Source organism: Methanobacterium sp. (assembly GCF_016217785.1).
Classification (GTDB): domain Archaea; phylum Methanobacteriota; class Methanobacteria; order Methanobacteriales; family Methanobacteriaceae; genus Methanobacterium.
The window spans coordinates 1-20,655 of sequence record NZ_JACRGA010000009.1; the positions used below are offsets into that span (position 1 = coordinate 1).

Here is a 20,655-nt window from a genome sequence, read left to right on the forward strand (position 1 = left end):
AGCTATAACTGCTTCCGCAATCACAACCTTAGATGAACTATCCAACGGAAGAGCAACCCTAGGTATTGGCCCTGGAGACAAGGCAACCTTCGATGCTTTAGGAATTGAATGGACCAAACCTGTGTCCACCATCAAAGACGCAATCACTATGATGAGTACCTTAATGTCCGGCGGAAAAACTGAAAGCGGCGCAAACCTAATGGGTACCAAAGCAGTCCAGGAAAAAATCCCAATCTACATGGGAGCACAAGGACCAATGATGCTCAAAACCGCCGGAGGATTCTCAGACGGAGCATTAATTAACGCATCAAACCCCAAAGACTTTGAAGCAGCTGTACCTCTCATAAAAGAAGGAGCAGCAGCAGAAGGTAAATCCATCTCTGACGTGGACGTTGCAGCATACACTTGCTGTTCCATAGATGATGACGCTGGTAAAGCATTAGGCGCAGCAAAAATCGTTGTAGCCTTCATCGCAGCCGGATCACCACCACCAGTCTTCGAAAGACACGGACTAGCACCTGACACAGGAGCTAAATTCGGTGCATTTTTAGGTAAAGGTGACTTCGGTGGAGCAATCGGAGCTGTTACCGACGAACTCATGGACGCATTCTCTGTCGTAGGAACACCCGCAGACTTCGTACCCAAAATCGAAGCTCTCGGAGAAATGGGCGTAACCCAATACGTAGCAGGTTCCCCAATCGGACCAGACAAAGAAAAATCCATCAAACTGTTAGGAGAAGTCATAGACAACTTCTAAACACACTTTTTTCTTTTTATTGACAAGGTTTCACTAATTAGAGTCTAATTACTATTTTAAGATCCATTTATCTTCAATATAAAAAGAGGTTTTTACATGGAAACTTACTATTACTTGTTTTTCATGAGTTTAACAGTAGCTGCCATTGTTGGTGGTTTATTATTCCAAATTTATCGATCAAGTGATTATCATCAGGTATGTGTATTAAAATGAGGATTTCCCAACTGGCAGTTTATTATCTAAATCTTGAATAAACCAATTTGTTTTTAAAAGCTATATTTAGTATAACATTATAGAACATTTTATATACTATGAGTTACATATAATTATTAAGTGTGATGTTCTTATGTCTAAAAAAATTCCCATCGGTTTAAAATTAGATGAAAAACAACTAGAACACCTTAGGGAGTATGCTAAGCGTAAAGGCGGAAGCCCTATTAGTCACCATATAAGAATAGCTATTGCTGAATATCTTGAGAAATACGACCAATAATAGCTTAGCGGATAGATCTATAGAAAATACAAACTATTAATGTGTTTATTGTCTTTATTTGCATTCTAAGATTTGATTAATTTTATTATTTTATTTAGTATTCCATTTGCATCCAAATTTTTACACATATTTTTAGTTTTAGGGGGTAGTTTCTTGTGTTTAGATCTAAAGAATTTAGAGTTGAAAATGGGGAGAAATACATTGAAACAGACCTTAATGGGATCGAACTTCTGGAATCAGCCCAGCTTAATAAAGGAACTGCATTTAACACTGAAGAAAGGGAAAAATTTTCTTTGAAGGGACTTCTACCTCCATCAGTAGAAACCATCGAGGATCAATTGCTAAGAGTTTACAGACAGTACTCCTTAAACTGTGATCCTTTGCAAAAGAACATATTTCTTAATAACCTGTACAACACCAACGAAACACTCTTTTTCAGGCTCATTTCAGACCATGTCAAAGAAATGATGCCTATAATTTACACTCCCACTGCGGGGCTAGCGATCCAGGAGTATAGTAACGAGTTTCGACGACCACGCGGGATTTACATTGCTTATCCAGACCTAGATAATGTTAGTGAGATTTTAGACAACCGGATTAACCCGGAAATTGATCTTATAGTTCTGACAGATTCAGAGCAGATACTGGGAATAGGTGACCAGGGAGCCAATGGAATCGGAATTTCAGTGGCTAAATTAGTGATTTATACCATTGGTGCTGGTATTAATCCCCGTAGAATGCTCCCCATCATGATTGATGTGGGCACCAACAACACTAAACTTCTCAACGACCCCCTGTACATTGGCTGGCGCCATCAAAGGATCAGCAGGAAAGAATACGACCACTTTGTAAGTAAAGTGATTGAGGTAATTAAGCAAAAGTTTCCAGGTGTGTTCCTGCAGTGGGAGGACTTTGGAAAGGAAAAGGCCAGATGTAACCTAGATCATTACCAAAATAAAATTTGCACATTCAATGATGATATACAGGGCACTGGGGCCGTTACAATGGCTGCAATTCTTAATGCATCAAAATTGACCCGGACTAAAATATCTGATCATCGAGTGGTGATTTTTGGTGCCGGAACAGCAGGCTGTGGAATTGCTGATGAGATCAGAGACTGGATGATAAAAGACGGACTCACTCCACAGGAAGCGCGTTCCCGTTTCTGGCTTATGGATAGTGAAGGGCTGATAACAGAAGATAGAACGAACTTAGATTATTCCAAAAACACTTACGCTCGACCTTCTGATGAAATAGATCACTGGGACATAGTCAGTATGCATGTAAGCCTTTTAGATGTAGTACGCAACGCAAAGCCCACTATTCTAATTGGAACATCCGCTGTAAAAGGTGCCTTTTCCAGAGAAGTAGTAAAAACTATGGCTTCGGGTGTGGAGAGGCCAATAATTTTCCCCCTATCCAATCCCATTAGCATGGCTGAGGCCAGTCCTAAAGATATACTTAACTGGACAGGTGGAATGGCACTGGTTGCCGCCGGAAGTCCCTACGATAATGTTATTATCAATGGGGAAAAAATATCAGTCGCTCAATGTAACAATGCTTTCATCTTCCCGGGATTAGGGTTGGGTATAATTTGTTCGGAAGCTGAGAAAGTGACCTCAGGAATGATTGACATTAGTATTGAAGTATTAAGTCGTTCTGTTAAGATTGGGGATGATCCCCATGCACGTTTACTTCCGGAAGTTTCTCAGATGCAGCAAGTGAGCAAAAATATAGCAATCGCTGTATCCAAACAGGCAGTGAAAGAGAAAATTGCAAGAATCGGGCAGGAAGAAGATATTGAGAAACTGGTTAACTCCAACATCTGGAAGCCTGTTTATAGACCCTACAAAAGAGTTGATCATCTACAAGTTAATGTATAACTTAATCAAACAGGCTATTTAAGAAAACTAGAAAAGAAGAAAATTAATATATTTTGGGAATAAAAAAGCACCAACAGGATGTGGGATATTTTAACTTGTTTGAAGCAGCAAAATCTGAAAATTTCAATGATGAAAATCAATAAAATAAAAATTGGTTTTAAATAACTTTATATGCTCTTAAACTCAATAGTAAATTGCCTAATTGGCAAAAAATTGGAAGTGATAAGTTTGTTTGGAAGTAGTAACAGTAATGATAGAGGAAATTCGTCTCCTATTACAGAAGGCGGAGAATACGATGTGAAGATTGAAGATACAGGTAGGGACGGAGACGGAATTGCCCGTATTGAAGGATTTGTAGTTTTTGTTTCAGGCGCCAAAGTCGGCGAAGAAGTTAAAATTCGAGTTAATTCTACCAGAAGAAATTTCGCTTTTGCTGAAGTAGTAGAATAAATATTATTTGATAAAATAAAGGGATATTATTAACCAATTGGTTAAAACATCCAATTTATCTTTTAATCTTTTATAACTTTAGAGTTTATACCTCCCAATTTCACATACATCCTGCATAATAAAATTAAATCAATTTAAAAATTAATTATCTCTTTTTTATTATTACCACTTTAACTAAAGAAATTATTACCAATAACTAAATAATTTACCCATAACTAAACAATTATTTTTATTGTACTCATTTTTCTAATTCAATTCATTAAAAATCCAAAGTTATGATTATGGGCATGGATATAGAATATAAACACAGATTTAAAAATTCAAGAATTTATTTTAACACGCATCATCTTTTTTTTTTAATCGAGTTTATGGAAATGTTGGTAACATGAGTAAAATCGACTTTTCAATGGAAAACATTAACCATTGTCTTTGTAGTAAGTGTGCTGTACAAATAGAAAGTCAATGTGTTAAAGATAAACAAAAGATCATGTTGTTGATAACCCAACAAGATCTGGACAGTCCCATGCGGATGGATGCTGAACGTGTTCCAGGAGTTTATTGTACTACTGGAAAAGCTATTTGTAAAGATATTGACACTAAAAAGGTCTGTAAATGTAATGAATGTTATATTTGGAAAGAATATGGATTAAAAGACTCTTCTCCCGGACGGTATTTTTGCAAAGATGGTGAAGCAATATAAATCATTTAATATAATCTATATATTCCATGATTGAAATAAACAAATGAAGAATTGATAGGAGGGAGTTACATGACCACTTATGTGGCTTTACTCCGTGGGATTACCCCTTCAAATCCCAATATGCGTAATGAAATGTTGCGAGGTGTCTTTGAAGATATTGGGTTTGAAAATGTGCAATCGGTAATTTCCAGCGGTAACATCCTGTTTGAAACTGGATCCCGAAACTTGGAGGAACTGGAATCCACTATCGAAAAAGCACTTCTAAAACAACTGGATTTTAAAAGTACTACCATTGTTTACAGCAAAGACGAACTGCAGTCTTTTATTAATGAAAAGCCTTTTAAAAATCTGAAAGACACACCCCAAAGTAAATTGAATGTTACTTTCCTAAAAAACAAACCGAATACTGATGTTGAATTTCCTTATCAATCAGAAAATAAAGGATTTACCGTAGTAGGGATCTATAACCGTGCTATCTGCAGCGTAGTTGATTTATCAAAGGGAAAAACACCTGATCTAATGCGCTGGATGGAAAAAGAATTTGGAAAGAATTTAACCACCAGAACATGGAAAACAGTGGATAGAATCATGAAACGTCTAGATTGACTCTAGTTATAACTCTTTTTTTATAGGCAGATTATAGGGGATTAAGATAATCATATTCCTGGCGTAAACTCCTTAAAATAATAATTGTTCCATTTAAGTATTTGAGGAAACTTATACTCCTTTAAGGTAACTTCCTATTCTCTGGTCTAATAATGGTATTTGCGTTTCTAGTAACATGCCCCAGAAATTTTGAAGAGATTATAATTATCAACAAAAGCATAAATAAGATCTTGAATAATATATAAAGAAAATTGGAGCTTTCAAATGAATTTTATCAGAATATTAAAAGAAGGAGAAGGAACCACAGTAGAATTTAATGAATCTATGGGTGAAAATGGATTCAAAACTGTATCAGCATTTTCCAACACTCAGGGTGGTACCTTGTTCTGTGGGGTCTCCAATACTCGCGATATCGTCGGTTTCAATAGTAGTGAGGAACCAGTCCACACCATCACCAATAAAATAATTAATAAAATGGGGATTAACCCGTCTATTTCCTGCTTTGACTGGGATGGGAAGAAGATTTTAAGGATAGATGTTGAAAAAAGCCCCAATCCAATTTCATACAATGGAAAATATTATAAAAAAGTAGGAAGCACAACTACCGTAATATTAGGGGATGAACTACGGGATTTCTTTTTAAAGGGAAGTAACTGGGATGGCCTGGTCAATGATTACAGTCTGGAGGAAATAGATGAGGAATCTCTTAGGAAATTCACTCAAAGAGCTGTAAAAAAAGGCAGACTGGTTGCAGATGATACGGATGACATATCGGAAATACTCCTTAAACTGAACCTTTTAGTTGATGGCAAGCTCACCAATGCTGCTATTATTTTATTTGGTCGGGATCCTCAGAAGTATTTCACCAATGCCTTAGTTAGGGTGTTAAGATTCAAAGACGAAGTCAGTGTTTCTGATAGGCGAGTTACCGGTAACCTGTTCCAACAAGTTGAAGAAGCTGGTGAAGCTATAAAAAATTCTATAAATGTGAAATTTGAAATAAAAGGTAAATTAACCCGGGATGAAGTATGGGATTATCCTCTTAAAGCCATACGTGAAGCTCTTATAAACTCCATTGTCCACAGGGATTATTTCAAATACGGAATTCAGACTCAGATTAAGATATTTGACGATAAGATATGGTTCTTTAACCCTGGCGAACTCTTCGGGGGAATGACCATTCAAAAACTCAAACAATTACATCCTTCATCAACCCGAAATCCACTAATTGCAGAAATGTTTTTCAAGGCTGGTTTGGTTGAAGTCCATGGATCAGGCATACACCAGATAATGAAATCTTTAAAAAATGCAGGACTCCCTGAACCTGAATTCAAAGAAGAGTTCGCTGGATTTTCAGTTTACATGATGAAAAACGTATATGATAAGGAATATCTGAAAGTTTTAGGTCTTAATCGTAGCCAAATCCAGGCAGTATCATTTATGCAGGAACATGGTTCTTTAACCATGTCTGATTTCATGCGTATTTCTTCAGGGATAAATGAACGCACACTTCGGCGATATTTGGCAGATTTAGTTGATAAAAAACTTATCATAGCAATCGGAGAGAAAAAAGGAAGAAGATATAAACTTTCAGGGTATTAAAACATAAACTGATAACGGACATATAACGGACATATCGGACATTATTAAAAGAAACGTTCTAAAACATCAGTATCAATACTACTATTTTGTTATGAATTCTAAAGAATCAATTTTGTAATGAATTCTAAAGAATCAAACAATGAGTATGAATGTGGGATACACTGGATAGGAATATCTTTGAGGTAGACATGAAGTACACCAGTGTATCCTATCTTAATATTCATCCCTTTCTATTATATAATGTTGGTATCTTTGGTATCACAGGATTCTAAATATCTATATAAAATGCATGTCTGTTAGCCCAACTCTTTTGCAACCAATCTATAAAATTCACTGTACAAATTTGTGGTGTGATAACTCCACAGACAAGTAACATATTAGTGGAATTGTGGAGAATGGCCACCTGTTTATGGACACAAAATGATACTCCCAACTAACCGAAAATAAAAAATTGAGAAAACTGTGTAAATGATCCACAACATATAGCCTCAACAACCTAAATAAGGTAATTTCAATGATTTTTGTTTTAGTAGTATACAAAATAGGATTATTAACTAATAGTATAAAGTTTAATAAATTTACTTCGTTAAACCCTGATATATTTAGCCATAAGTTCGATATATAGGATAGCTAGAAATCCTAATATAATCTAATCTTAATGTCATTTCCCACCATAAATTTTCCAGCAATTGTTGCTTTACGATGCTTAAATTTTTTAGGAGTAAATATCAGTTCACCACCTAACATTTTCCCGAAAATTTCTACTACTGTTATTGGGAATATAACCCTATTATCCCAACAGTTATTATGTACATCTACATGAGGAAATTTTCTTTTTAATTCTTGTTTGTTTTTAAATTCTCGAAATTGTATTTTAAGATTATCTCCATTTTTATATTTTATATTTAATAGTTTTCCTGATGGAGGAGACTCAATATCCACAGGAGGATAATTATTCGTACACCAATAATTATCTTTAACTATTACTTGTGGTTCACCTGATTCTTTAAGCATTGAAACATTAAGAAGCATATATCCATTTTCATCACGATTGTACCAAATAAGGGGTCTTCCATTAAATTTAAAAAGAATATTTTGATCATAAAATACTAAACCACCAACAACTGCCAAAATATGATTTCTCATCCAATCGAATCGGCCAATAATTTTTTTATTTTGCATAGTTCCTAATAATTTTAATTTTCTAAGCTGTTTTTTTGTATATGCTCCATTGTCTGCCTTATTATGATGTTCAGCACATAATGCAATCATTCCTTCTGGATTATGGTGATGTCTTTCACTCCAAGGTGGATCAAAGTGATGCCAGGATAAATATGGATTTCCACAATCTTTTATTGGGCAACCAAATCCTACTTCTTTTCTTAATTGGCGACGAACAGAAGCAGGGGGATTTCTATTGAGTTCACCATTTTTTTCTTTCATAATATATCATTATATATTTATTATCAATAAAATTATTTGTAGGATTAAAGTGAACTTCGTAATAGACAGGTATAGTCAAGGGATCGTTTTTATGTCAAATTTTTGTCTACTTCGTAATATAACGGTTTAGCGAAGTAAATTTATTAAACTTTTTATCTTTTTTAATAACAACATTTCTGTGTATCACTATAACAAAACCATGACAAATTAGCGTATTTCAATGGATTAGGGTATATGTGACGATCCTTTTGTACTGGTTTTGTAAATTTAGGTTTATTAATCCCATATATTAGGGCCCTGTTGCTGCAAATATATGACTAGATGCATTCTTTAAGTTCAATGATAGTTTTTTGTAATTGTTTGTTTCGTTTAATTAGTTGATGAGTTCGATGAATGTTTAAAGAAAAATGGGTTTACATCTAGAAGTAAAGGAATGTATGAAACTATGAATGAATATATTGAGCGACATAAGTAGCTTTGATTTATTGGTCAGTTTTATATCTTAAATTACGGAACTTAATATTAAGTAAACGCACTGAAAATCGGATGATTTCTGTGAGAAGTTGATTTCCATCTTCTTTTAGGGATATTAAATAAAATAAATTATGTATTAGGACATTATTTTTTTCAGTAGATATTGATTCTTGGTTCAATTTCCTTAAAAAGTCTACCAAAACTCTAGCTACGGAAGATTGATCATAATTTATCAAAGTTTCAATAACTGAGATATAAGGTTGTGAAAGCAACCAATTAGATTCCTTTAAAGCCTCTAAAACAGTATCTGCATCAATAGTCATGGACTTATAGTTGAAACGTATCAATCTAATAATAGCTTTATTATAATCCGATTTTTCCAAGTTATTCCTTTCCAAACATTCGTCTAAAACAGCCTGTGTCCAAACTCCATGGAGATTGAACTCAGAATAAGCTAAACGGCGGAATGGAGCATCATCAGAGAAAAGTAGGTTACCTTCTTTAGTAGCAATTAAAATCGTGTCAACAAATGATTTACATAACAGGTCATTGTATTTAAATCTCTTTTTTCGATTGATTTTTAATGCAGCCTCACAAGGAAGAATTTCACAGTTAGATCTTACCAATTTAATTATATTTTCAACATACTCAATCCTTCTTTCAGTATCTTCAGGAGTAACATCTTGGTATACGGGTTCACCATTATTCCAAGAGGTTGTGATATATTCTCTACCTTTATTAGCCAAAGATTCGTATAAAATTTGATTTAAAACATCCACTGAAGATTGTGCAATACCTAGCTTTCCAAAGGTATTGACTATTACTTCACCAATCCCCAACTCTTTAATAGTTAACAAAGAAACAAGATCCACTATTAACCTAACATCATTCTTTAGAAGTACACGAGAAGATTTTTCAACTCTACTCCCAGTATAACACTTCAATGACAAATTAAATTTGTTCACAATATTAAGCCATACATCTAACACATTTGAATTCATAATTTTAGAATAGGTTCCTAGGGGAATCCATTTCTTCATAAATAAATTTTCTATGTTTTGATCTCTTTCCGCTTTATCTTTTAAGATCTTGAATAATGGTTCAAATTTATTCTCTTCGTCTTCTTCCAGTGTAAACGAACTCATACCTAAATTTTCAGGAGAATAATCAATTTTATGCATACTCTCATGGAGAGCGTGAACATATTTATTTTTGATTTCAATAATCTTTCCTTTAATAGGGGCTACAGAATTTTCATTTATTACAATTTCATCATCAACCTCTTTATCCTTCAATTTTTCAAAAAGGGGATGTGTGGAATTGATTTCATTAATTTTCAAGTTAATATCTTCATTTCTTTCTAAAACAAACCATTCATTCTGACCACGGATTTCAAGACAAACGGCAGTTCCTAAATCTACTTTTTGAGGATTAGTTTCTATATTTTTTTCTTTAGAGAAAAAATTTTGGATGTATTCTGCATGGGCTTGATATTCATCAAAATATTTTCTTCTCATCTCGTATAACAAATCAAGTAGAACTTCTTCATTGTAATCTCTAATGTTACAAAGCCTTATCAATGCACTAAATTGTTGCAGAGTCATCGCATTTGATGATATATGGGAATCGATAAATGAATCAACCATTTCTAAGTTATTAGAACGTAGATCAACAAAAGCTTGGTTGATTTTCATTTCAAGATTATTTGAGTAGATTTTAAGATAATCATCAATCAGATTTTTAGCTGAATCCAAATCATCTATCTCATTGTAAATTGAAATTTCTATCTCTGAAAAGAATTTTAGGGGTTTATTATACACTTCCCTTAATTTTTTGCATATTGTGAACGCTTTGCCGATCTCGCCAGACCGGTAATAACAATCAACTAATTTACAAGTTAAATCTGTATTTATTTCTTTATCAACAAACCTTTCATAGACTGAAGCGGCTTCTTTTAGCCTTTCGAGGTTGAAAAGTTCATCAGCAAGAAGAAGTAACTCACGAATTGAAGTGTCGTTATCTAATCTTTCTATAGCTTCATCTAAATAAGAATTTGATTCTGGTTCTTCACTTAATGTTGAGATGCGGGAAGCATATATTAAGGATGAAATATCATTTCCAGCTTTTAGTAGTGGTTTGATAACTCTTCTGGCATTTTTAAGATCCTCATTGGCAATATATAATTGTGCTAATAGATCTCGCGCGTCGTGAGTTAATTTAGCATCATGTCCTGTTTCTAAAAAGGTTTCTAAGATTTGAATTGCCTTAGTGTAATCTTCATTATCACTAATAACTTTTGCCAAAAATATAGGTTTTTCAGGAACTTCTTTTTCATCTAAATTCTCTAATAATATTTTAGCATCGGTATATAGGCCAATTTCATCTAATATAAATGATTTTTTAACAATTAAGTCTGGAGAATTATCTAATTCTAAAGCAAGGTTAATATCATTCAAAGCACCATCCAAATCTCCTAAAATACGTTTAGTTGTACTTTTATTCACGATCCATGATAATCTTGATTTTTTAGCATCTGAAGAAGATAGTTCGTCCCAAGCTTCTTGTAATAAACTACAAACTTCTTTCAATTTTTTGCTTTCTTCGATACTAACCTGATTAGAGTATACTAACAAAGGGTTTATCAGATTTTCGAGAATAACTTCACCCAGATTAGCTTTAAAATCAGGGGAACATTTAGAGCTATTTTTAGCTGCGATTCTAAGCCATTTTTCAGATTCTTTAAATTGTTTTCTTTCTCTTGAAATAATTCCAAGAGAATAAGCAATATCTTTGGAGTCTAATATATGATCAGGAATTTTAGATATTATCTCATTTAGATCTTGATCAGAAGAAAATATGAATATCTGATTAGCAGTAATATCTTCAGGGTTATCGTTTAAGATTTCTTCAGCTATTTCTTCAGCTTCTTCTGATTTATTTAAAAATAAATGACCCCATCCTTTATTATACTTAGCATTTATATCATCCTTGTTATATTCATACGCCTGAACTAGCAAGTTCCCTGCTTCTTCATTTTTCAACAATCTATGCTTTGCCAATCCTTTAAACTTTAGGAATTCATATTTAGCAATCTTCGGTGTCTGATCATCAAGTATATTATTCTCAATGTTATCCAAGAAAATTAGGGCCTCTTTGGGTTTGAAATTTTCCAATAATGACTTGACATAATTAAAGTTACTCTGATAGATTTCGGGTAAATCTTCAGAAATTTCAGATGATGAGATTAAATTCTGTTCTATCCTTGAATTAGATGCTAATAATTTATCAATTTTTGATTCTAAGACTTCAGTTTTGTTTATGGTTAATCCGAGTTCATAATACTCTACTAACTCCGGAAACTTCTTCAATTCGTGGCTAATATCTTCCCAAAAAAATACAGTTACAGAAAACAAACCTTTCTTTTGATGTTCTTTTGTTATTTTTCTTGCTAGTTTCTGGATTTCTGGATCTCTGAGTGCAGTAGTAGCAATAATATATTTTGCAAGCGGTGGTTCGAAGGATTTAGCTTCTTCTACTTCTTTTAATACTTCTCTTTCCATCAGTCGATTCTTTACAAGCAAGTCTTTCTTTTTTGCTTGTATCCCAATTAAATTGCCTTTTTCATCGTGCCCATAGATATCTACACCGTTCTGCTTATGTCCTCGTCTTCCGTTCCTTTGAGCTTCTGAATCTCCAAGTAATTTCTTCCATAAATCTAAACAGATGTCTTCAAAAATATCATCATTTTTAGGAAAATTCAAGTCTGTACCCGTTGACATAAAACCCCTTCAGTTTGTTTAATTTAAGTTGCAACCCACTCTTCACAAACACGGTTAGCTTGTTCCAATACTGTTTTAACTGCTAATTTTTGTTTGTCTGGCGGATAACCATATTGTTTAAGTATTCTCTTAACTGCAACCCTCATTTTGGCCTGTACACTTTCTCTTAATGTCCAATCAATGGTTATATTACTTTTTATAGCTTTGACTAATTCCATAGCTATTTCACGTAGTGTATCATCTCCAAGGACATGCACGGCACTATCATTCACTCCGAGAGCATCATAAAAAGCTAATTCATATTCAGTTAATCCTAAATCGTCTCCTCTATTCTGTGCTTCCTTCATTTTCTTTGCAAGCGCGATGAGTTCCTCAATAACTGCTACAGCTTCGATATTTCGATTGTGGTATTGATTTATGGTTTTTTCTAACATATCCGCAAATGAACGCGCTTCGATAACATTTTTACGAGAAATACTATTTATTTCATCATTAAGAAGTCGTTTAAGAAGTTCAGCAGCAGTATTCTTGTGTTCCATGTCCTTAACTTCCAGAAGGAACTCATCGGATAATATGGATATGTCTGGTTTTTTTAGTCCAGCTAATTGGAAGAGATCCAATACTTCATCTGATATTAATGCCGTGGATAAGATCTGTTGGATAGCTAAATCCACATCTTCTACTTCTCCTCCGGGTGGATTTGTAATCTTTACGATGTAGTTTTTCACGGCTTTGAAGAATGCTAAATCGTCCCTAATTCGCATAGCCTGAGGGTGAGGTACTGCTAAGGAGAAAGCTTTAGAAAGTTCATTTACATATTTTAGGCAGCGTTTTTTACCGTCCTCTTGACCTAAAACAAAGTCCGCCCCATCCCGCATGAGCTTTAATTTCTCGCTAGTGTTTGCTTTATGGAAACCTTGGTATCGGAATCCATAGAAGAGACCTATCACTATCTCATATTTTTCCATCAATATTGCAACAGCCTGCTCTTGGTCAAATGCAATCTCTCCACGCCCACCACCATCAGTGTACTGAGACAAAGCCTTTTTTAGTTCGGTAGCGATTCCAAGATAATCAACAATGAGTCCACCTTCTTTGTCCTTGTAGACTCGGTTTACACGAGCTATTGTCTGCATTAATCCATGGCCTTGCATAGGTTTGTCAATGTACATGGTATTTAAACTGGGAACATCAAATCCAGTGAGCCACATGTCTCTAACAATTACCAATTTAATTGGTGAGTTGGGATCCCTGAAAGTATCTCCTAATTGCTTTCTTCGTGGCTTGTTGCGAATATGTGGTTGCCAGTCTAATGGATCAGTGGCACTCCCTGTCATGACCACTTTTAAAAAGCCGTGCATATCGTCATCGTTGTGCCATTCAGGTCTGAGCTTGACAATTTCTTTGTATAATTCTATGCATATGCGTCGACTCATGCACACAACCATACCTTTACCATCCATGGCATCGAGTCTTTCTTCAAAATGGCGTATTAAATCCTTAGCTACTCGTTTTATTCGTGTTTGACTACCAACAACGGCTTCCATTCTAGCCCATTTACTTTTGAGCTTTTCTTGCCTTTCCATCTCTTGTCCTTCGGTAATGAAATCAAATTGAGGATCAATATGTTGTTTCTCCTCTTCCTTAAGATCCAACTTAACCAGACGGTTCTCATAATAGATGCGGACTGTTGCTCCATCTTCTACGGCCTGTTCAATATCATAAATGTCTATGTAGTTACCAAATACTGCAACTGTATTTTTATCCCCACGTTCAAGTGGGGTGCCTGTAAAACCAATAAATGAGGCATTTGGTAGAGCATCTCGCATGTGCCTGGCGAATCCATCGATGAAGTCATATTGTGAACGGTGGGCCTCATCAGCAATAACTACAATATTTCTCCTTTCGGAAAGAGTAGGATATTCAGTCCCTTTTTCTGGAAGGAATTTTTGAATAGTTGTAAATACAATTCCACCACTAGAAACTTGCAATAGTTCCTGAAGGTGGTCCCGGTTTTCTGCCTGCACTGGTTCCTGCCTTAATATATTTTGAGAAGCTTTGAAAGTGCCAAATAATTGGTCATCCAAATCGTTACGATCAGTTAAAACAACTAAAGTGGGATTATCCATTTCTAGTACTAACTTTCCAGCATAAAATGCCATAATTAGGCTCTTACCTGATCCTTGAGTATGCCAAACAACACCGCACCTATGATCCCCTTCAGGACCAGCTGCCTCTATCGTGGCATCTACAGCTTTATTCACGGCATGGTACTGATGATAAGCTGCAAGTTTTTTCTTTATTATAGCATCTGAATCATCGTAGACAATAAAATGATGAATTAAATCCAATAAGACTTTTTTATTGAACATGCCTCTTATGAGAACTTCCATCTCCAACATAGTAAGCAATGCATCCTTTTCTCCACTGATGGTTTTCCATGGCATAAAACGTTGATAATCACTGGTTAAGGTACCTGCACGAGCTTCCATACCATCTGAAATCATTAAAATCTCATTAAAATGGAATAGAGACGGAATCTGAGATTTGTATGTTTGCAGTTGTTGGTATGCTTTATTGAGTGTAGCTTTTTCATCTGCGGGATTTTTAAGCTCAATAACAACTAAAGGTAGACCATTAACAAAAAGAATTATATCTGGACGGCGATTATTGTCATTTTCTATGATTGTAAACTGGTTAATAGCTGTAAAGATGTTGTTTTCAGGTTTTTGGAAGTCAAAAAGCCATACTTTATCATATACTATTCTACCATCTTGACGGTATTCAACAGTGATTCCATCCGTTAAAAACTGATGGAATTGAAGGTTGTTAGTTATAATGTCAGGACTGTTAGAACGAATTACTTTTTTCACAGCTTCTTCCTTGGCTGTGGGGGGAATATCTGGATTCAAAAGATAAATAGCATCTCTCAGCCTTTCAGTTATAACCACATCACTGTAGAGCTCCCGCATGGGGGTGGGGCTATCAGGCGAGATGTCAGGGCCATGGAGGATTTCGTATCCCATTTCAGAGAGGATATTAAGGGCCATTTGTTCAATTGAATCCTCGTTGAGATTATTCATATTTTCTCCGTTTGCTCATGTCATTATAACATTCTGGTCGGTTTTTTAACCAAATTTCATCCATATCTACATTTAATAATTCTTCCTTTATTTTTTTGATAGCCTTATGAGAATATTGTGGATGTTTTGCTTTTCCAAAAGTAAATTCTTTATAACATTCTGGGTCCTTTTTTAAGTTCATATGTTTTAGAAGAGCTGTTAATTTAGGTGATGTGAGTCCTACCCGCTTTGCAAGCTTTTTATGGGGTAAATTATAGAATCCGGAATGATCGACTGTCTTTAAAGCTACTGTTGTAGCTCCGGGTGTTCCTTCAGGGACTACTTGTACCGGAATACCTTCTTTTTTGGTGAATCTCAACGAAATGTTGTGACCAGTACCATCTGTTGTAAAATTTATAGCTGCAGCTCCTGGAAATAAATCTTTCCAGCTAATGCCGTCTTTTAGTTGATCAGCCATTTTATTTAAATAACTTTCACTAGGTTGGAGAGTTTCACCCCTTAATGTTTTATCGAAAATCGTTAGTGCTCTTAATTTAACAGTTGCTTCCGTTTTTCTCCTAGAGCCCGGATACAGAAGTTTTTTCACTTCTTCTAGTTCTGTTTCAAAAAAAGTATCAATATCAAGAGGAGGGGTAGTTGAGATGGGTAAAACTCTTTCAGGTAGTTCTTCTGTAAGATCTTTTTGAAAAACATCATTTAAAATGTCCTTAAACAGAGTTAAACCGGCCTGAGAGTGTAAATATAGTTGTTGTTCCGATACTTCTATCATATAATGTTGAGCTGCATCTCTTAAAGCGTTGATAGCTTGAATGGTAAGAGCTTGTTCATCTGTAATGATTTTATTGGATATACTTGTTCTCACGCATTTATCAAAACCATATGTCTCTCTTTGCCTCTTTTTTCGTATTTTACCTCCTTTATGAAGAATAGAAGCTTTCATTAAAAGTTCAAAAGAATGATCAAGTAAAATTAAGACAGCTTCGACTCTACCTCTATCCCATGGCCTATTAAAATGATCTATACTTAGAATTAATGAATTTATGGCCCTTTCTAGAAGTAAACGGACTTCTTTTTTCATATTTTATTCATCTCACAACTCTAATTTTTCCTGTCATTAATTTAGGTAGGAGTGAATCACGGATTTTTGTTAGATTATCATTTTCTAATATTAAATTTTCAATTTTTTTTTCCATAGGGCTAACAAAATCATTGAACTGTTTATCAACCTCTTCGTTAGGAACTAAAACTTTTAAATCATCTAAATCTTTACGAGTTATGGCATTAAATACCGTTCCACTACCCATAGAATCTTCTTCGGTGAAAATATTCTTTAATTGATATAATAAAAATGATTGAAAGTCCTTTTCATGCCTGATTGCACTGAGACCCCTCCCGATTACTATTTTGGACTTAGCAATATTTATTCTACCTACAGGAGCTCTTACACTAAATAAAATATCTCCATATTCTGCAATTTTATTTTCAACTGTACAGAACATCTTGTCAGTTGGAAATCTTTTTCCAAAATTGGTAACTCCTTGGTGGAATGGCAAACCTTTTCCTTCTTCATTGTAGAATTCAGATTTAGGAGATTGGCCCATTGTGATATTACAAATATTTTTCAACTTTTTTACTTTCCATCCCACAGGAATTTCACCCACCTCAGAATCTACCATTTCCCCATCGCTGGACTTGTAGGGTTGTCCGTTCTTATCGGGAAATTCGAAGTGGATGAACCAGTGCCGGAAGAGAGTTTGTGCGATTTCTTCGAGAGTTCTGTTCATCTCATGGTTGAGTTCAATTTTTTGGTCAAGAGCAGCAAGGAAGTTACTGATGGCTTTTTGTTCATTTAAATTTGGAAAAGAAAATTCTAGATCAGAAAGGTAATTCCAAGAGGCCCTTGGCATTCTAGTGCCTTCTGAAGACTGTGTAGCTATATCAATGATAATAGGATTAGCAAAGAAGTAAAATAAAAACCCATTATCATTATTGTCCTTTTTGTCAATCACAAAAATGTCGGTGGAACATACACCATCAAAATTAGGTCTATAAACTTTTCTAAAATATGGTCTTAATTTCCCAAATAAAATTTGCCCTTTATTAAAAACTAACTTACCACTTTTAACATCAGATGAACTGCCTATTCCATTTAGTTTGAGTATTCCTTCGGCGATATGTTCTAAACCTAAGTAGGGCCTAACATCATTTTCATTAGGGTAAAAAGATTTTCTTACCAGTTTGCACACATCTTTAATCCTTTTTACTTCCCAATCTTCAGGAATCAATCCTATTTCGGTTTTTTTAAAATTATGTAGGTACATCATTTCACATACCATTAATCGTTTGGAAATGATTCAAAAGTGCTTCTTCATAAATTTCAAATAAATCATAGAGATTTAAACTGTAACTAATCCCCACAAGTTTTTTTTGAGCACTATAACAGCACACATCACCAATACTACCATTAACTGGGTGAGAGTATATTCTACCATCATGAACAAAATTGCTTCTTTTCTGATATAAATAATCTAAAACAAAATTTAATTGATCATTGATTTTATCTGGGTTTGATTTTAAATAACATCCATGTTTAGGGTAGCATTTACCGGTATCCAAAAAACATTGCTTTAATTTATAACAAGATGGAACAATAGAGTTCCCTTTAGTCTTTCTTAAACTAGTTTTTCCAGCTTTATATAGTAAAAGATTTTGACTTTTGACGGTGTTTATAACATTTTTACTTTTAAAATGAGATATCATTCTTAGTTTAGTATCTTCTGCCAAGTTTTCTTTGAAAAATGCTTTGAAAAGGCGGTTTTTTTCTTTGCCTCGATTTGATTTAAATTGCATTGCAGCTTCTATGGAAATGCAAAGATAAAGAAATTTATCTGGTGGGTCATTGAAATTTTCTGTTCTCATATAAATTAAAACTGATGCTAAAAAACGGTGATATGCCTCTAAGTCCTCGAAATTTTCAATTAAATTTACAAACTCTTGTTCATATGTATCATTTTGCAAAAAATCCAAAAAATTTTGTAAAACTTCTTTATCTCCATCTATTTCCTGTTTAGGATCTAAAAATGGACTTAAAATTCGTATTTGGGATGGACTAAGTTTCTTCTTTCTTTCTTTATAATCATCCTCAATTTTGGTGCGTATTACCTCTGGAAATATTAAATTATTAGACATCATATCCCAACCCTTTGAGATTAATTTTAATAGATTTTTCTAGTTCTTCAGATTTCTTAAACTGATTAGATAACTCTGAAGTCAATTTTCGCATTTTTTCCTCAAACTTTTCAGGATCTTCCACTTCCTCAGCAAAACCAACATATCGTCCTGGTGTGAGTATATAGTCATGTTTTTTTACTTCGTCTAAGTTAACACTCTTGCAAAAACCACGGATGTCTTCGTATTCAACACCTTCACCTCGCCAGCTATGATATACTTGTGCGATCTGTTTCACATCTTCGTCATTTAATTCTCTGTGAGAACGATCTACCATAAAACCCATCTTTCGAGCATCAATAAATAGAATTTCACCTTGACGGTTACGGAAGTTACTATTGGTTTTGTCTCTGCTCAAAAACCATAAGCAGGCAGGTATTCCTGTGTTATAGAAAAGTTGGGAAGGTAAGGCAACCATACAGTCCACAAGATCTGCTTTAACTATTTTTTCACGTATTTTGCTTTCCTGTCCACCCGCAGACATAGATCCATTAGCCAAGACAAAGCCTGCTATTCCAGTAGGTGCTAAATGATTGATGAAGTGTTGAACCCATGCAAAGTTGGCATTCCTTTTTGGAGGAACACCGTATTTCCATCGTTGGTCATCTTCTAAAAGTTCTGCTTTCCAATCTTTATCGTTGAATGGTGGATTAGCAAGGATGTAATCTGATTTTAGGTCTCTGTGTTTGTCTTCAGTGAAAGTGTCGCCCCATTGGATGTTGGAATCAATACCTCTAATTGCCAGATTAATTTTACACAATCGCCAAGTGGTCTGATTTGATTCTTGTCCATATATGGCTATATCTCCAAGTTTACCCTCATGAGCTTCTACAAACTTTTCAGATTGGACAAACATGCCTCCGCTCCCGCAACAAGGGTCATAAATTCTTCCAGAGTATGGTTCGATCATTTCAACTAGGATTTTTACTATACTTCGTGGAGTATAGAACTGTCCTCCCTTTTTACCTTCTGCATTAGCAAATTGTCCTAGGAAGTACTCATATACTCTACCCAAAATGTCTTTAGATTTACTTTCCCGGTCTCCTAGACCTATTGTTCCGATGAGATCTATTATTCCACCAAGGCTTTTTTTATCTAGAGCTTCTCTCGCATAGTCTTTGGGTAGAACTCCTTTGAGGTTGGGGTTGTCCTTTTCAATTGCATCCATGGCATCATCAATGAGTTTGCCTATGTCTGGTTGCTTGGCATGGTTTTGTAAGTAGTCCCATCTGGCTTCTGGTGGTACCCAGAATACATTGAGTGCTATGTATTCATCTTTGTCTTCAGGATCGGCATATTCATCAGCTTCTAATCCTTCGTGTACTTCTAAAAAGGCGTCGGAGATGTATTTTAAGAAAATAAGTCCGAGCACTACGTGTTTGTATTCAGCGGCATCCATGTTATTTCGTAGTTTGTCTGCTGATTGCCAGAGTTTTTGTTCAAACCCTAAATTTGCACCATTGTTTTTAGCCATGATTATTACAACCCTATGATAATACTGAACTTCTATTTTTCATTATAAACAATAAATTTTTCTATTTCATCATTACCACGGCTACCACTACAGTTGGGAGTAACTCAAATGAAATAATGTACTAAACATTGTTATATTTACTTACTTTCTTATTTACAAATACTAAAAGCCACATATGCATATTTTAAAGGTCATCGATGGTGCGACTCATTTATGATAAGTTTTAACATTTAAATTTAAATTAACACAAAAATGTAGCGAAAAATACGTTGCTAAAGATTTGGAAGGTTTTAGATTTTAAAATTTGCCAAGTATTTGCGTTGGACATAGACATCAACTTCTCCTTATGTGGTCCTTTATATTGATCGGTTAAATTATCGATGTATCGATCGATAATTATGTATGTTTATGGATTTATCTTTATTTTAATTGCACCTTAATTCATTATGATGATAGGTTGATGTCATTGTCAAGATCTAGATTTGTACTATCAGATCAAATGAAATAAGAAAGGCACTCTTTAGCGCCATAATCACCAACCGACACATATACCGATTTAGAAATCGATAAAAAGAGTGTTACAACTGTCATGTATTTGCAGCGTATGGGATAGGGTCAATGGATGATTTATGGTACATTTGTATAGTTTGTTTTTGTTAATTCATAGATTTATGTCTGATTTG

Annotated in this window: 14 protein-coding genes; 7 read left to right on the forward strand and 7 right to left on the reverse strand. The window is 34.6% G+C overall.

The window, feature by feature from the left end:
• From mer to HY987_RS04265, 7 genes are all read left to right on the forward strand, one after another.
• Positions 1-757: 5,10-methylenetetrahydromethanopterin reductase (gene mer, locus HY987_RS04235; protein ID WP_292755831.1), on the forward strand; the 757-nt coding region annotated here is incomplete at its 5' end.
• 346 nt (positions 758-1,103) lie between these two features.
• Positions 1,104-1,250, forward strand: coding sequence for a ribbon-helix-helix protein, CopG family (locus HY987_RS04240; protein WP_292755977.1), 147 nt, complete (start codon positions 1,104-1,106; stop codon positions 1,248-1,250).
• Between the two features lie 155 nt (positions 1,251-1,405).
• A complete protein-coding gene (locus HY987_RS04245; protein WP_292755978.1) occupies positions 1,406-3,133 on the forward strand; it encodes an NAD-dependent malic enzyme in 1,728 nt (575 codons plus the stop codon).
• Between the two features lie 228 nt (positions 3,134-3,361).
• Positions 3,362-3,583: a TRAM domain-containing protein gene (locus HY987_RS04250; protein ID WP_048200383.1), complete on the forward strand. Its 222-nt coding sequence runs from the start codon at positions 3,362-3,364 to the stop codon at positions 3,581-3,583.
• 385 nt (positions 3,584-3,968) lie between these two features.
• On the forward strand, positions 3,969-4,283 hold the full coding sequence (locus HY987_RS04255; protein ID WP_292755979.1) for a DUF2769 domain-containing protein: 315 nt from the start codon (positions 3,969-3,971) through the stop codon (positions 4,281-4,283).
• 69 nt (positions 4,284-4,352) lie between these two features.
• Complete coding sequence (locus HY987_RS04260; RefSeq protein WP_292755980.1) at positions 4,353-4,889, forward strand: DUF1697 domain-containing protein; 537 nt, start codon at positions 4,353-4,355, stop codon at positions 4,887-4,889.
• Positions 4,890-5,153: 264 nt separating this feature from the next.
• The gene (locus HY987_RS04265) at positions 5,154-6,491 is read left to right on the forward strand and encodes an ATP-binding protein (protein ID WP_292755981.1); all 1,338 of its coding nucleotides are present in this window, start codon (positions 5,154-5,156) and stop codon (positions 6,489-6,491) included.
• 639 nt (positions 6,492-7,130) lie between these two features.
• On the opposite strand, the gene HY987_RS04270 is transcribed toward HY987_RS04265, so the two are convergent.
• The 7 genes from HY987_RS04270 to HY987_RS04300 form a co-directional block, all read right to left on the reverse strand.
• On the reverse strand, positions 7,131-7,934 hold the full coding sequence (locus HY987_RS04270; protein WP_292755982.1) for a hypothetical protein: 804 nt from the start codon (positions 7,932-7,934) through the stop codon (positions 7,131-7,133).
• Positions 7,935-8,416: 482 nt separating this feature from the next.
• Positions 8,417-12,187: a hypothetical protein gene (locus HY987_RS04275; protein WP_292755983.1), complete on the reverse strand. Its 3,771-nt coding sequence runs from the start codon at positions 12,185-12,187 to the stop codon at positions 8,417-8,419.
• 23 nt (positions 12,188-12,210) lie between these two features.
• Positions 12,211-15,270 (reverse strand): type I restriction endonuclease subunit R, encoded by a 3,060-nt coding sequence (locus HY987_RS04280; protein WP_292755984.1) that lies wholly within the window; start codon positions 15,268-15,270, stop codon positions 12,211-12,213.
• Positions 15,263-16,348 (reverse strand): DUF3644 domain-containing protein, encoded by a 1,086-nt coding sequence (locus HY987_RS04285; protein ID WP_292755985.1) that lies wholly within the window; start codon positions 16,346-16,348, stop codon positions 15,263-15,265. The genes HY987_RS04280 and HY987_RS04285 overlap by 8 nt, the downstream gene beginning before the upstream one ends.
• 7 nt (positions 16,349-16,355) lie before the next feature.
• Positions 16,356-17,594 carry a restriction endonuclease subunit S gene (locus HY987_RS04290; protein ID WP_292755986.1) on the reverse strand — a complete coding sequence of 413 codons (1,239 nt, stop codon included), beginning with the start codon at positions 17,592-17,594 and terminating at the stop codon, positions 16,356-16,358.
• A 1-nt stretch (position 17,595) separates the two neighbouring features.
• Complete coding sequence (locus tag HY987_RS04295) at positions 17,596-18,462, reverse strand: hypothetical protein (protein ID WP_292755987.1); 867 nt, start codon at positions 18,460-18,462, stop codon at positions 17,596-17,598.
• On the reverse strand, positions 18,452-19,972 hold the full coding sequence (locus HY987_RS04300; RefSeq protein ID WP_292755988.1) for a class I SAM-dependent DNA methyltransferase: 1,521 nt from the start codon (positions 19,970-19,972) through the stop codon (positions 18,452-18,454). The genes HY987_RS04295 and HY987_RS04300 overlap by 11 nt, the downstream gene beginning before the upstream one ends.
• Positions 19,973-20,655 lie beyond the last annotated feature (683 nt).

What these genes read in the sequence shown, in the direction of transcription:
- HY987_RS04240 (WP_292755977.1), top strand. Translation starts at nt 1,104, where the DNA reads ATGTCTAAAAAAATTCCCATCGGTTTAAAATTAGATGAAAAACAACTA.
- HY987_RS04255 (WP_292755979.1), top strand. Translation starts at nt 3,969, where the DNA reads ATGAGTAAAATCGACTTTTCAATGGAAAACATTAACCATTGTCTTTGT.
- HY987_RS04260 (WP_292755980.1), top strand. Translation starts at nt 4,353, where the DNA reads ATGACCACTTATGTGGCTTTACTCCGTGGGATTACCCCTTCAAATCCC.
- HY987_RS04265 (WP_292755981.1), top strand. Translation starts at nt 5,154, where the DNA reads ATGAATTTTATCAGAATATTAAAAGAAGGAGAAGGAACCACAGTAGAA.
- HY987_RS04270 (WP_292755982.1), bottom strand. Translation starts at nt 7,934, where the DNA reads ATGAAAGAAAAAAATGGTGAACTCAATAGAAATCCCCCTGCTTCTGTT.
- HY987_RS04275 (WP_292755983.1), bottom strand. Translation starts at nt 12,187, where the DNA reads ATGTCAACGGGTACAGACTTGAATTTTCCTAAAAATGATGATATTTTT.
- HY987_RS04280 (WP_292755984.1), bottom strand. Translation starts at nt 15,270, where the DNA reads ATGAATAATCTCAACGAGGATTCAATTGAACAAATGGCCCTTAATATC.
- HY987_RS04285 (WP_292755985.1), bottom strand. Translation starts at nt 16,348, where the DNA reads ATGAAAAAAGAAGTCCGTTTACTTCTAGAAAGGGCCATAAATTCATTA.
- HY987_RS04290 (WP_292755986.1), bottom strand. Translation starts at nt 17,594, where the DNA reads ATGATGTACCTACATAATTTTAAAAAAACCGAAATAGGATTGATTCCT.
- HY987_RS04295 (WP_292755987.1), bottom strand. Translation starts at nt 18,462, where the DNA reads ATGATGTCTAATAATTTAATATTTCCAGAGGTAATACGCACCAAAATT.
- HY987_RS04300 (WP_292755988.1), bottom strand. Translation starts at nt 19,972, where the DNA reads ATGGCTAAAAACAATGGTGCAAATTTAGGGTTTGAACAAAAACTCTGG.